We start from the raw sequence: 13,865 nt of genomic DNA, 5'->3' as shown, positions 1-13,865 counted from the left end.
GATCTGTACCGATGCGGGCATTGATGTGGCTCAGAAGCTGACAATCCTCCGTGCGGGCTGGCGGTCGGGCGGACGCCGGGAACCGTTCCTCCACAAGACCTGCTGGTCCACCGGCGCCAGAGGCGCGGCTCGCTGATCCTTGCGTGCGCCTACCGTCGGCCCATGGCTCGAGATCTCACGCGCTTCCACGGTGCGCTGCTCCATCGCTCGGAGTGGATCAGCCTCGGCCTGCACCCGAGGGACCTCGCCTCGGGCCGGTTCATCACCGCCTTCCCCGGCTACCTGACGCTCACCGACCACCCGGCATCGTTCAACGGGCTGGCGTGGGCCCTGCAGAACTCGGTACGCCCAGGATCCGTGCTCAGCCACACGACGGCCGCGCTGCTGTGGGGCATACCCCTTCCCTGGCGGCTCGAGGACGGTGTGGGGATGCTCCGCCAACCGGAGCCCGAGGGCGGAGCCGAGGACCCGCTCATCCCGTCCGTGCGGCCGGGATCCGCGCTCGGTAGCGGGGCGTCGCTGCCGCTGCTCCACTGCCGGGTCCTCCCAGGGGCGAGCTCGAGCGTCGGCCGAGGGGTGATCGTGCACAGACATCCGGAGGCAGCCACTGCGCGACGGGGCAGGCTCCTCGTCTCCTCGCAGGCGGAGACGCTGCGGGAGCTGGCGACGTTGCTCCCTCTCTGGGACGTGGTCGCCGCTGTCGAGGCGGTGATCAGCCCGGACGCCGTCCATCCCGGAGAGACCCTCGAGTCCCTGCGGGCTGAGGTCGAAGCCCGACGGGGTGCGGCCGGGACCGCGCGTATCCGGCGAGCGCTCGAGCTGGCGCGGGAGGGCGTGCGCTCCCCGGGCGAGTCCGTGATGCGCCTGATGCTGATGGACGCCGGCTTCCCGGAACCGGAACCGAACCTCCCGGTAGAGGACCCCCGCACGGGAAAGATCCGGTACGTCGACCTCGCCTGGGCATCCATCAGGTTCGGCCTCGAATACGACGGGGATGGCCACCGTACGACGAAGGAGCAATGGCGCGAGGACGAGACCCGTCGGGACGAGCTCGCCGCGCAGGGCTGGACCCTGGCGCGGTCCCACGGAGGCGACCTGCGCCAACCCCTGCGGATGCTCCTGCGACTGCAGCGATCGGCGGGGGAGCGCGGTCTCCGAGTCCCGACCGAGCGGCGCGTGCGACGTGCGGCGCGGCGACTCGCGGCGGACCAGCCCTCCCTCCGCCTGGACGGGCAGCCATCGTGAGCGGGCGCGCCTCGAGATCGGGGTGCGGCGTCACGGGGCGCCGGGGAGGACGGTCGCTTCCTTCACTGCCATCGCTGCCGTCACGGCGCCGTGCGCGATCACCCAGCGGGTAGCCTCCGATGGTGAACACTGCTGAGTGCGCCAGCTTCTGGTCCGATGTCCGCCGCGAAGTCCCCGATCTGCCGACCGCCGTCCCCGAGGCCTGGGCTTTCGGGGCTACACCTGCACATGCTGACGAGCTGCTCGCCCTGGTGCTCGCGGGAACGAAGACGGCGACCGCGTCGTCCCTCGGTGACTACGAGGAGGATGGCGATCCGCTCCCTGCCGCCGGTGATCTCTCGATCATCCTCGACGGGGCGGGCCGTCCACGGGCCGTGCTCGAGGTGACCTCGATCCAGATCGTGCCCTTCGACCAGGTCGGGGCGGATCATGCGCGTGCTGAGGGCGAGGGCGACAGGACTCTCCGGTCCTGGCGTCGCATCCATGAGCAGTTCTGGGGTGAGCATTCCGCCCGGGGCTTCGCCCCGGACATGCCGGTGGTCTGCGAGACGTTCCGGGTCGTGTTCCCGGCGGCGCACCGGAACGGCTGAGGCTGCGTGGAGCGCGGGTTGCGCAGGCCGCGCGCCCGCTCGACCGGGTCGCCCCGGGGATGCGCGTCCCGGCCGGTGCGCGACCCGTGACTTGACCGTGCGCGGCTCGGGCGGCAGGGATTGTCAGGATTCGTTCCAGATCTGGCAGCGAAATGGAACGGAACCTGACGATCCGGTGCGGCGCAGTGTGGTCGGGTCGGGCGTGATCCGGCGTGATCCGGCGTGATCCGGCGTGATCCGGTGCGGTGCGGTGCGGTGGGGTCTGGTCTGGTGTGGCGGGGTCAGCGCAGCGCGACCAGGCTCCGGGCTGTGACCTCATCGACCACCAGGTCGGTCGCCACGCCGGCCCGCAGGGCCGCTCGCAGCGGGAGTGCCTTGCGGGAGCCCGAGGCCACCAGCAGGCGTCGGGGGATCCGCAGCAGGCGGTCCGGGGCGGTGCCGGAGCCGCGCTGGTTCATCGCGATGTCGCGGTAGGTGCCGTCAGCCCGCAGGAACACCGTGCAGACGTCGCCCACCGCGCCGTCTGCCCGCAGGGAGCTCAGATCCTCACGGGTCAGGTAGTTGTGGGTGTAGACGTGGCTGGGGACCTCCGCGTCGAAGGCGCCGACGCTGAAGACGGCGACGGTGGCCTCGCGCTGCGTGGCCAGCACGCGCTGCACCGAGCGCTCGCGCCACATTGCCTCCCGGGTGGCGGGGTAGTCGAAGAAGGCCGGCACCGGGAACTGGTGCACGGTCGCGTCCCACCGGGTGGCGGCGCGGGCGAGCACCGTGGCGATGTAGGTCAGGCCCGAGCCCTCGGTGTTGATGGCGCCGTTGAGCTGCACGATCCGCAGCCCGGGCACCGGTCGGGAACGGACCGCGCCGAGCAGTGCCGCCATGGTGGTGCCCCAGGCGATGCCGAGCGTGGTGCCGGGCTCGAGCATCTCATCGAGCAGGGCGCCGCCGGCCTCGGTGACCGTCCGGAGGCGTTCGCGCTGGTCGTCTCCGGGGACGGCGGGCACCACCTGCACCTGCACCCCGTACTGCCGGGAGATGAGACGGGCCAGCTCCTCGACCCGTTGCGCCTCCGGCGGGCGCAGGGAGATCGTCACCAGCTCGGCCTCGCGGGCGTCCCGCAGCATCCGCGAGACCGTCGAGCGGGAGACGCGCAGCTCGCCGGCGATGGATTCCATCGTCCGTTCCTCGCCGTAGTACATCCGTGCAACCGCATAGAGGCCTTCGAGCCGGGATTCACGAGTCATGGCCACCAGTCTTGCACGTTCGTGCATCCGACTTGCGGCCGGATGCACGATCGTCCCACTATGGCGAACACCACGTTCGGTCGGAGAGCGGCTCCCAAGAGCTCGTGACGACGAGGACGCGAACCGAAGGTAACGATGCGAAGGAGCAGCCAGGTGTCCGATCAGCAGCGGTCTGCACTCACCCCGGCGGGTCGGGCGGAGCATCTGTCCCGTCTCCGCGCCGCCACGGCGGAGGAACCCCTGGACGTGCTCGTCGTCGGCGGCGGCGTGAACGGCGCCGGTGCCGCCTTCGACGCCACCACCCGCGGTCTCTCCGTCGGCCTCGTCGAGACCCACGACTGGGCCTCGGGGACCTCCTCGCGCTCCTCCAAGCTGATGCACGGCGGCCTGCGCTACCTGCAGATGCTCGACTTCTCGCTGGTCGCCGAGGCGCTGCGCGAGCGTGATCTGCTGCTGACCCACACCGCTCCGCACCTGGTGAAGCCGATCAAGTTCGTCTTCCCCTTCTTCAAGAAGGTGGTGGACCGCGCCTTCATCGGCTCCGGTGTGATGCTCTACGACGCGATGCAGTCCGTGGGCCGCAAACGCGCCGTGCCCATGCACCGCCACCTCCTCCACGGCAAGATGCTCGAGGTCTTCCCGGGGCTCGACGGCGAGAAGGCCGTCGGCGCCCTGGAGTACTACGACGCCCAGGTGGACGATGCCCGCTTCGTGATGATGCTGGTGCGCTCCGCTGCGGAGCGCGATGCCGCGGTCGCGAACTACACCACCGTCGTCGACTACCTCCACGAGGGCGGGCGCGTCATCGGGGCGCGGGTGCGCGACGAGGAGACCGGCGAGGAGTTCGACATCCATGCCCGCCAGACGATCCTCGCCGGCGGCGTCTGGACCCAGGACCAGCAGGAGCTGGCCGGGGCGGATGCCGGGCTCGAGGTGCTCGCCTCCAAGGGGATCCACATCACCATCGCCCGTGAGCGGATCCCGGCGGTGCCGGACACCGGCATCATCACCCAGACCGAGAAGTCGGTCCTGTTCATCATCCCCTGGGACGAGTACTGGGTGATCGGCACCACCGACACCCCCTGGACCCAGGACCCGCGCGACGTCGGCGCGACCGATGACGACATCGAGTACGTGATCGAGCACGCCAACGAGGTGCTGCAGGAGGACCTCCACCGCGAGGACGTCATCGGCGTCTACTCCGGGCTGCGCCCGCTGCTGCAGCCCGTGAAGAAGAGCGGCAAGGACGGCGGCTCGACGAAGGTCTCGCGCGAGCACACCGTGATGGAGATCGAGCCCGGCCTGACCGCGATCGCAGGCGGCAAGTACACCACCTACCGGGTGATGGCCGAGGACGTCGTCGACTTCGCGATCAAGGACTCCCAGCCCGGCCGTCCCAGCCTGACCCGCTCGATCCCGGTGATCGGCGCCCAGGGGCATCTCACCCTGGTGCGCGACAAGCAGGAGATCGGCCGTCGCTACGGCTTCGACGAGATCCGCATGGACCGCCTGCTCTACCGCTACGGAGCGCTGCTGAGCGACGTGCTCGCCCTGATCGACGAGGACCCGGATCTCGCCGCACCGCTCGAGCATGCGCCGCGCTACCTGCGCGCCGAGGTGCTGTACGCGGTGCGGGCGGAGGGCGCCCGGCATCTGTCCGACGTGCTCGAGCGCCGCACCCGCCTGGACTACGAGACCCGCGACCGCGGAGTCGCCGCGGCCGACGAGATCGCCGCGCTGCTCGCCCCGAGCTCGGCTGGGACGGGAGCACCGCCCAGCGCGAGGTCGAGACGTACCGCGCCTTCATCGAGGCGCGACTGGCCGGCGAGGCCACGACCTCGGATTCCGCGGCCGCGGCCCGGATCGCGAGCGCACCGGAGGTGCCCGCCCAGAACTGATCGAACGCCCGCCCCGGCCGTGACGCGGTCGGAGCGGGTGTCGCATCACCCTGCAGGCGACCGCCTGCGGGACGACTGCGGACGAGGTCCGCACCCATCCCCGGATGCCACCGGTCCCGCACGGATGCGGGACCGCTCGACGAGGAGGCCCCATGGCAACCATTTTCCTGTATGAGATCGCCGGCACGGCGATGCTGACCCTGCTCGGCGGCGGCGTCGTCGCCAACGTGATCCTCGGCAAGACCAAGGGCAACGGCGGCGGCTGGCTGCTGATCAACTTCGGCTGGGGCCTCGCGGTCTTCGCCGGCGTGTGGACGGCCTACAAGACCGGCGCGCACATCAACCCGGCGGTCACCATCGGCCTGCTGGCCAACGGTGCCTCGGAGTACGCCCCCGGCATCGCCGTCACCTTCGGCCACACCATCGCCTACTTCGCCGCCCAGATGATCGGTGCCTTCCTCGGCGCCGTGCTCGCCTGGCTGGCCTACAAGAACCATTACGACCAGGAGAAGGACGCCGGCACCATCCTCGGCACCTTCTCCACCGGTCCGGAGATCCGCCACCGCGGCTGGAACCTGGTCACCGAGATCATCGCGACCTTCGTGCTGGTGTTCATCATCGTCATGTTCGGCCGCACGCCCCACGAGCTCGGACCGCTGGCGGTCTCGCTCCTGGTGCTCTCGATCGGCGCCTCCCTCGGCGGGCCCACCGGCTACGCCATCAACCCCGCTCGTGACCTCGGTCCGCGCATCGCGCACGCCCTCCTGCCGATCCCGAACAAGGGCGGCAGCGACTGGGGGTACTCCTGGGTCCCGGTCGTCGGCCCGCTGATCGGCGGTGCCCTCGGCGGCCTCGTCTCCGCGGCATTCTGAGACCATCGTCACGTACCCCCGCATCCAGTTCATCATCACGAAGGAGTTCCGATGACAGACCAGCAGCAGTACATCCTCTCGATCGACCAGGGCACCACCTCCACCCGCGCGATCGTCTTCGACCACGGCGGGCAGATCGTCTCCACCGGCCAGAAGGAGCACGAGCAGATCTTCCCGAAGTCTGGATGGGTCGAGCACGACGCCCTGGAGATCTGGCGCAACACCCGCTCCGTGGTCGGTGAGGCCCTCACCGGCGCAGACATCAACCGCCACCAGCTCGCCGCCGTCGGCATCACCAACCAGCGCGAGACCACGGTGGTGTGGGACAAGAACACCGGCGAGCCGGTCCACAACGCCATCGTCTGGCAGGACACCCGCACCCAGAAGATCTGCGACGCCCTCGGGGCGACGAGGGTGCGGACAAGTACAAGGAGCGAGTGGGGCTGCCGCTGGCGACCTACTTCTCCGGCCCGAAGATCAAGTGGATCCTGGACAACGTCGACGGCGTGCGCGAGCGGGCGGAGGCCGGCGACCTGCTGTTCGGCAACACCGACTCCTGGCTGCTGTGGAACCTGACCGGCGGCACGAACGGCGGCGTCCACGTCACCGACGTCACCAACGCCTCGCGCACGATGCTCATGAACATCGACACCCTCGACTGGAACGAGGACATCGCCAAGGACATGACCGTCCCGCTGTCGATGCTGCCGGAGATCCGCTCCTCCTCCGAGGTGTACGCCAAGGGCCGCAAGAACGACCTGCTCATCGACACCCCGATCGCCGGCATCCTCGGCGACCAGCAGGCCGCCACCTTCGGCCAGGCCTGCTTCGAGATCGGCATGGGCAAGAACACCTACGGCACCGGCAACTTCATGCTGGTCAACACCGGTGAGGACCTGGTGCACAGCGAGAACGGGCTGCTCACCACCGTCGCCTACAAGATCGGTGACCAGAAGGCGGTCTACGCCCTCGAGGGCTCGGTCGCGGTGACCGGCTCGCTGGTGCAGTGGGTGCGAGACAACCTCGGGCTCATCAAGGACGCCCCGGAGATCGAGACCCTCGCCAAGGAGGTCGACGACAACGGCGGCCTGTTCATCGTCCCGGCCTTCTCGGGCCTGTTCGCCCCGCACTGGCGCGCCGACGCCCGCGGCGCGATGGTGGGCATGACCCGCTTCCACAACAAATCGCACATCGCCCGTGCGGTGCTGGAGGCCACGGCCTTCCAGTCCCGTGAGGTGCTGGACGCGGCGATCGCCGATGCCGAGAGCGAAGGCGTGAAGCTCACCGAGCTCAAGGTCGACGGCGGCATGGTCATGAACGAGACGCTCATGCAGTTCCAGGCCGACATCCTCGGCGTGCCGGTGGTGCGGCCCAAGGTCATCGAGACCACCGCCCTCGGCGCCGCCTACGCGGCCGGCATCGCGGTGGGCTTCTGGGACGGCGAGCAGGACGTCATCGACAACTGGGCGGAGGACAAGCGCTGGGAGCCCGCGATGGACGAGGAGACCCGCGACCGCTACATGCGGCTGTGGCGCAAGGCCGTCGAGCGCACCCTGGACTGGGTCGACGACGATACCGAGGCGCTGTACGGCTGATCGACGAACTGCGGGTGCGGAGCGGTCGGCGAGGGACGAGCCGGCGGCGCAGCGCCCGTGGGAGGAGATCAGCGAGGTGTGCTGGGTGTGATCGACGAACTGCGGGTGCGGAGCGGTCGGCGAAGGACGAGCCGGCGGCGCAGCGCCCGTGGGAGGAGATCAGCGAGGTGTGCTGGGTGTGATCGACGAACTGCGGGTGCGGAGCGGTCGGCGAGGGACGAGCCGGCGGCGCAGCGCCTGCGGGGGGAGGTCAGCGAGCGCTGAGACTGATTCAGCCGGTTACTCCTCAGTCATGTGCGCGTGAGAGCCAGAAATGGTTCTCACGCGCACATAACGTTGTGGTCACCATGGATCCGGCGCTGCCGCCGGGCGTCAGTGCGCGATCGCCGGACGTGCATCGGCGGCCATCCGACATCATCGGAGGTCAACCGCCATTTCGGACAAATGGGACAAGCTTCTGCGGGGCCTCGTGCGCGTCAGCGGACGGGTGCGGATCATCACGACTGATGTCACCGTCCGGCAACAAGACCGCGAAGAGCCCTGTGATCGGCGGCACTGAGGCGTAAGGTCGGACCCACCCTGGTCCCCGGGCGCCCTCGGGTGCCCCGTCGGTGACCCTCTCGGCCGCCGTCGTCCGTCCAGGGTCGTCGCGTGTCTGCTCTGCGGGGCCCTCCCGAGGTCCGGTGCCTCTCGCGCGATGTCGCGACCTCGTCCCTTCTACGTCCCTTCCTCCTGTCCCTTCCATCCCCTCACGTCTCTCTTCCCCCACTTCCCCCTGAGATCGGAGCCCCCTCATGGATCTCGTCTTCAAGGTCATCGCCTTGGTCATCTATTTCGCTGTCATGGTCGGAATCGGCATCTACGCCTTCCGCAAGACCACCGACGGCGAGGACTACATGCTCGGCGGGCGTCAGCTGCACCCGTTCACCGCCGCGCTCTCCGCCGGTGCGTCCGACATGTCGGGCTGGCTGTTGCTGGGGCTGCCCGGCGCGCTGTACATGGGCGGTCTGGTCGAGGCGTGGATCGCCGTCGGCCTCGTCATAGGCGCCGGCCTGAACTGGTACTTCGTCGCGCCGCGGCTGCGTCAGTACACGCAGATCGCCAGCAACTCGATCACCGTGCCGAGCTTCTTCGGCAACCGTCTGCATGACCGCACGAACATCCTGCGCATCGCCGCGGGTGTGATCATCCTGCTGTTCTTCACCTTCTACGTCTCCTCCGGCATGGTCGCCGGCGGCGTTTTCTTCCAGTCGATGTTCGGCGGCCCGTACGTCACCGGCATGCTCGTGGTGGGCTGTGTGACGATCCTGTACACGCTGTTCGGCGGGTTCCTCGGCGCCAGCTACACCGACGTCGTCCAGGGCCTGATCATGCTGGTCTCGCTCATCGTGGTGCCGGTCACGGCGATGTTCGTGGTCGGCGGCCCGGCCGCGATGTTCGCGTCCGTGCGCGAGGTCAACGCGGACTTCGGTTCGATGACCTCCGGCGCTACTGCCGTCGGCATCATCTCCTCGCTCGCCTGGGGCCTGGGCTACTTCGGCCAGCCCCACATCATCGTGCGCTTCATGGCCCTGCGCTCCTCGCGCGACGCGAAGTACGGCCTGGTGGTGGGCATGAGCTGGATGATCCTGTGCGTCATCGGTGCCGTGTTCACGGCGCTCGCGGGCCTGGCCTACTTCCAGCAGAACCAGGATGCGATCCTCACCGATGCCGAGAACGGGGAGTCCGTGTTCCTGGACCTCTCCCAGCTCCTGTTCCACCCGTTGATCGCCGGCGTGCTGCTGGCCGCAGTGCTCGCGGCGATCATGTCCACGATCTCCTCGCAGCTGATCGTCTCCAGCTCCGCCCTGGTCGAGGACCTGGTCGGCGGCGTCGGGATCAAGCTCAGCGCTAAGGCCGCCCTGTGGTGCGGCCGCATCGGCGTGCTCGTGGTCTCCGTGATCGCGCTGGTTCTGGCGCTGAATCCCGAGAGCTCAGTACTGGGTCTGGTGGCCTTCGCCTGGGCGGGCTTCGGTGCCGCCTTCGGACCGATCGTCATCCTGTCCCTGTTCTGGCGTCGCCTCACCACGATCGGTGCCGCCGTGGGCATGGTGGCCGGCGCCGCGGTCGCGTTCACCTGGGGAAGCTCGAGCCAGACGTGGCCTGGGGCCTGTTCGGCGGGGATCATCTCTACGAGATCGTTCCCGGCTTCCTCGTCTGCCTCGTGCTCGCCGTGGTGGTCAGCCTGATCACCCCGCAGCCGCCGGCGAAGGCGATGGAGGAGTTCGACGACATGCTCGAGTCGTTCCGCTCCGGCGAAGCCCGAGACCGTTCGGCCGAGAACGCCGCAGCGACGGGATCCGGCCCCACGGCCTGACCCGTCCCTGCTGCACGAACCCCCTGCGAGCCCGTGATCACGGTGCTCGCAGGGGGTTCGTCGGCTCTACAGGGGCCGGGAGGGCGACCGGGCCGGCCGCGGTCAGTCGCCGAACACCAGCTCGTCCTCGGGGCCGTGCACCCCGGGCCGCACCGCGAACAGCGAGCCGGCCGCCGGGTCCTCGCCCTCGGCGAGGTTCTCCCGGCTGGTGGTGATGAACAGGGTGCCGCGGTCCTCGCCGCCGAAGGTGCAGGCCGTGACCTGCCGGGCGCCGACGGAGACCCGCTCGGCGACCTTCCCGTGCTCATCCAGCCCCAGGACCTGGCCGCCGGAGTGCATCGCCACCCACACGTTCCCGGCAGCGTCGAGGCAGAGCCCGTCGGGATGGCCGTCCTCGGCGGTGAGATCGGCGAAGGGACGGCGGCCGATGAGACCGTCTGCATCCGACCAGTCGAAGATGTCCACCCGACCGGTGGGGGTGTCCACGTAGAAAGCCCGGGCGCCGTCGGCCGAGAAGGCGAGACCGTTGGAGATCGTGAGGTCGCCGAACAGCCGGGTGGTGGTGCCGTCGGGCAGCAGCCGCCACATCGCGGCGGCGCCGGGGCGCTGGTCGTACGCCATCGAGCCGCACAGAAACGAGCCGTCCGGCGCGATCGCGCCCTCGTTCATGCGCACGTCCTCCTCCCACAGCGGGGGAGCTCGGTGATCGAGCCGTCGGCGTCCTCGAGTGCGAACCCCTTCTCGAGCGCGAGCACCGCGCCGCCGCCGGCGGCGGGACGTACGCAGGCGACCACCGAACCGGGCGTGGGGATCCGGGTCACGGTGCCCTGGGGTGCCTCGGTGGCCAGGGCCCGGCCGGCGGTGGCATCAGGGCGGACGACGCCCGCCGGGTCCAGCTGCATGAGGTCGCCGGCGAGCATGTCGACCCAGCGCAGACCGCCCCAGGTATCGGACCAGTACGGACCCTCGGCGTGATGACAGAGCGAGTCGGTGATGCGATCAGCGAGCATGGGAGCCTCCGGTTCCGGCACGGGATGCGGACGGCCGACGACGAAGCGTCGGTGGGGCCACCGTACGCGGTGCGGGGCCGGGCCCGTCCAGAGCGCCGGAACCGCCGTCGGAGACGGGCGTTGCCGGACCCTCGGGCCCAGGTGGGCCGCGCGTCAGTCCTGCTGCAGCCGCGCCAGGGCGTGGGAGATGTCGCGGGTGGCGGGGTAGAGCTCTCGATAGAGCCGGTAGAGCTCGTCGTAGCGCTCGCGGTGCGCGGGGTTCGGGATGCAGCGGTGGTCGCTCGGGTTCCATCCGGAGGTGTCGGTGCCGTGAGCGAGTTCGGCGGCGAGCCGTGCCCCGCCGTAGGAGGCGCCGACGGTGCTGCGCGGGATCTGCTGCGTCAGCCCGGTGACGTCGGAGACGATCTGCGGCCACAGGTCATGCTGCGCCCCGCCTCCGACCGCTGTCACCCGACTGATCGGCAGGCCCGCGGCCTCGAGCGTCTCGAGGTGGTGGCGCACCCCGTAGGCGGCGGCCTCGAGCGCGGCGCGGTACAGGTCGCCGCGGGTGTGGGAGAGGGTCAGCCCCGCTACTACGCCGCGGGCCGACGGGTCGGCGATGGGGGAGCGCTCGCCGGAGAAGTAGGGGAGCATCACCAGGCCGTTCGCCCCCGGTTCGCTCTGCTCGGCCTCGATGACCAGGTCGGTGAACTCGACCTCGCCGGTCAGGTCGCGCAGCCAGCCGGTGATGGCACCGGAGGCCGCCATCCCGCCCGCCAGGCTGAAGGCCCCCTCCGTGAGCCCGGAGGTGGGCCACAGGGTGCGGCTCGCGACCGGCTCGTCGGTCGTGGCGACCAGGAACGTCGTGGTGCCGTACATCAGCATCAGGTCGCCCGGGCGGGTGGCGCCGGCGCTGACCGCCTCCGCCCAGGCGTCGATGGTCCCGCTGATCACCGGTATGCCGGCCGGGAGGCCCGGCACCAGGTCGGTGATCTCCGCGCTGACGGTCCCGGCGGCCTCGCCGGCCCAGCGCAGCGCGGGCAGCTCGAGCCCGGGGGCGACGTGCTCGGCCCAGTCGGTGTGCCAGTCCTGCCGACGCAGGCAGTACAGCGGCGGGGACTGGCTGGCGCTGATGTGGTCCATCACGTACTCGCCGGTGAGGCGGAAGGCCAGGTAGGAGGCGGGCATGAACACCCGGCGGGCCCGGGCGTAGGCCGCGGGCTCGTTCTGTGCGACCCAGCTGATCTTCGGCCCGGCGGACTGCGAGGTCAGCAGGGCGCCGCAGTGGGCGAGGACCTCCTCGCGCCCGAGCACATTGGTGAGCTGATGGATCTGCTCCTCGGCCCGGGTGTCGACGCCGTACAGGATCGCGGGCCGCACGGGGGCGCCATCGGCATCCGTCAGCGCGACGCAGGGCCCCATCCCCGAGACCCCGACGGCGGTGACCGTCGCGTCCCCGGGCGCAGTGAGCTCCTGGGCGATCGAGACGAACTCGGACCACCAGATCTCGGGATCCATCTCCACGTGCCCCGGTGCCGGCCGCTGGACGGAGTGCTCCCGGACGGTGCTGCGCAGGATCGTCCCGTCCAGGGCGACCAGCACCCCCTTGGTGCTCGCGGTGCCCACATCGACGCCGAGCACCGCGCTCGCAGTCTCCGCCATGGTGTGCCTCGTCTCCTGTTGTCGCCGTCCGCTCCGGCCGCCTCTCCGCGTCCGGGCGTGCGCCGCATGCCGGGTCGCCCGGGATGATGCGCGCCGAGCCATCCTGCCATCGACCGGCGGGGTCGTCGGGGAACTGCGGACCGGGCGCGCGAACCGGGTGCAGGGTTCGCGGGTCCCTCTCCCGAGGGGAGCTCGAATCTTGCAATGGGAACAGAAGTGCGGAACGATTCTTCCCTGCAGCGACGCCGCCGCCTCGGGGCCCCGGGGTCGGGCTCGTGCGTCGCGCGCCATCCCCGCACAGCGGCCGGCCCCGATGAAGAGGAGGAGCGACGTGCTCGAGACCTCGATGGACATGCATCTGCTGCATCGCGCCGCCACCGCGTACTACCTCGACGGGCTCCGCCAGGCAGAGGTCGCCGATCGGGTCGGCGTCTCCCGACCCTCCGTCAGCAAGCTGCTGGCCGAGGCGCGGCGGATCGGGATGGTCCGCTTCGAGGTGCTCGACGTCCCCACGGTCGACCTCGTCGAGCTCGCTTCTCTGCTGCGAGAGGTGCTGGGCATCGCCTCCGTGCGCATCGCTCCGGGGGACCAGGTCCAGCGCGGCTTCCGGGGGATCGGGGACCTGTTGGCGGCCGAGCTGGGTGAGCTCGAGGTCGGCGCGGGGGAGGTCGTCCTGATCTCCTCGGGCGAGACGATCTATGCAGTCACGGGGATGGGTGGGATGCCGCAGATGCCCGGTGCCTTCATCGTGCCGACCGTCGGCGGGCAGCAGGAGCCGGATCCCTCCTTCCAGACCAACGAGACCGTGCGACGCCTGGCCGAGCGCACCGGCGCGCAGCCGCGCTTCCTCTTCGCCCCGGCGCTGACCAGCCCCAGCCTGTGGGCCTCACTGCAGGCCGACCCCGGGTTCCGCTCCGTGGTGGACCTGTGGGACGGCGCTCGCGCCGCGGTGGTCGGCATCGGCGCCCCCTACCGCGATCGCACCAGCCTCACCTCGGTGGTGCCGCGTCATGAGCCGACTCTGGAGAACGCCGCGGGCGATATCTGCCTGCATTTCTTCGACGCCGACGGTGTCACCCTCACCTTCCCCGGCTCCGAGTTCCTGGTCAGACCCCCGCTGGAGACACTGCGCGCGATCCCCTCCACGATCGCCCTGGCCGCGGGGCGCGAGAAGGCTCCGTCGATCCGCGCCGGCGCCAAGACGGGACTGTTCACCTCGCTGGTCACGGATGTGCCGACGGCGGAGGCGGTGCTCCTCGAGGCCGGGGTCGACCTGCCCTCCTGACGCCTGCCGCGGGCCTCGCCCGCTCCCTGCCGGGGGCTTCGACGAACGCCCCTTTCCGCGATCCACAGGGCCGGGAGTGGCTCCCCGCCGCCTCGAGTAACCGCGACGTGAGGCAGCTCACAGAGCCGTTTC

Annotated in this window: 6 protein-coding genes and 4 pseudogenes; 7 read left to right on the top strand and 3 right to left on the bottom strand. The window is 70.3% G+C overall.

The genetic code is table 11. The features are described from left to right. Positions 1–162 precede the first annotated feature (162 nt). Entirely contained in the window at positions 163–1,245 is a 1,083-nt protein-coding gene (locus CFK39_RS07330; RefSeq protein WP_089064917.1) for a hypothetical protein, read from the top strand. A gap of 119 nt (positions 1,246–1,364) precedes the next feature. Next, entirely contained in the window at positions 1,365–1,835 is a 471-nt protein-coding gene (locus CFK39_RS07325; protein WP_089064916.1) for an ASCH domain-containing protein, read from the top strand. Positions 1,836–2,116: 281 nt separating this feature from the next. On the opposite strand, the gene CFK39_RS07320 is transcribed toward CFK39_RS07325, so the two are convergent. Next, positions 2,117–3,076 (bottom strand): sugar-binding transcriptional regulator, encoded by a 960-nt coding sequence (locus CFK39_RS07320; protein ID WP_089064915.1) that lies wholly within the window; start codon positions 3,074–3,076, stop codon positions 2,117–2,119. Positions 3,077–3,211: 135 nt separating this feature from the next. Between CFK39_RS07320 and CFK39_RS07315 the strand changes: the two are divergent. The 4 genes and pseudogenes from CFK39_RS07315 to putP all read left to right on the top strand — a co-directional run bounded on the left by CFK39_RS07315 (position 3,212) and on the right by putP (position 9,797). After that, positions 3,212–4,974: pseudogene (locus CFK39_RS07315) on the top strand (glycerol-3-phosphate dehydrogenase/oxidase). Between the two features lie 152 nt (positions 4,975–5,126). Continuing rightward, on the top strand, positions 5,127–5,846 hold the full coding sequence (locus CFK39_RS07310) for an MIP/aquaporin family protein (protein ID WP_089064914.1): 720 nt from the start codon (positions 5,127–5,129) through the stop codon (positions 5,844–5,846). A 51-nt stretch (positions 5,847–5,897) separates the two neighbouring features. After that, positions 5,898–7,357, top strand: a pseudogene (glpK, locus tag CFK39_RS07305) (glycerol kinase GlpK); the annotation flags it as partial. 878 nt (positions 7,358–8,235) lie between these two features. Next, positions 8,236–9,797 (top strand): annotated as a pseudogene (gene putP / locus CFK39_RS07300) (sodium/proline symporter PutP). A gap of 102 nt (positions 9,798–9,899) precedes the next feature. Here putP and CFK39_RS07295 read toward each other — a convergent pair. Together CFK39_RS07295 and CFK39_RS07290 are read right to left on the bottom strand one after the other, a co-directional pair. Beyond that, positions 9,900–10,807: pseudogene (locus tag CFK39_RS07295) on the bottom strand (SMP-30/gluconolactonase/LRE family protein). Positions 10,808–10,960: 153 nt separating this feature from the next. Further along, entirely contained in the window at positions 10,961–12,448 is a 1,488-nt protein-coding gene (locus CFK39_RS07290) for an FGGY-family carbohydrate kinase (protein WP_089064913.1), read from the bottom strand. Between the two features lie 331 nt (positions 12,449–12,779). Between CFK39_RS07290 and CFK39_RS07285 the strand changes: the two genes are divergently transcribed. Further along, a complete protein-coding gene (locus CFK39_RS07285; protein WP_089064912.1) occupies positions 12,780–13,733 on the top strand; it encodes a sugar-binding transcriptional regulator in 954 nt (317 codons plus the stop codon). Positions 13,734–13,865: the final 132 nt, after the last annotated feature.

The organism is Brachybacterium avium, assembly GCF_002216795.1.
In the GTDB taxonomy this organism is placed as follows: Bacteria; Actinomycetota; Actinomycetes; order Actinomycetales; family Dermabacteraceae; genus Brachybacterium; species Brachybacterium avium.
Note: the sequence above shows the minus strand (reverse complement) of the source record. Positions and strands in the feature narration are given on the sequence as shown.

What these genes read in the sequence shown, in the direction of transcription:
- CFK39_RS07330 (WP_089064917.1), top strand. Translation starts at nt 163, where the DNA reads ATGGCTCGAGATCTCACGCGCTTCCACGGTGCGCTGCTCCATCGCTCG.
- CFK39_RS07325 (WP_089064916.1), top strand. Translation starts at nt 1,365, where the DNA reads ATGGTGAACACTGCTGAGTGCGCCAGCTTCTGGTCCGATGTCCGCCGC.
- CFK39_RS07320 (WP_089064915.1), bottom strand. Translation starts at nt 3,076, where the DNA reads ATGACTCGTGAATCCCGGCTCGAAGGCCTCTATGCGGTTGCACGGATG.
- CFK39_RS07310 (WP_089064914.1), top strand. Translation starts at nt 5,127, where the DNA reads ATGGCAACCATTTTCCTGTATGAGATCGCCGGCACGGCGATGCTGACC.
- CFK39_RS07290 (WP_089064913.1), bottom strand. Translation starts at nt 12,448, where the DNA reads ATGGCGGAGACTGCGAGCGCGGTGCTCGGCGTCGATGTGGGCACCGCG.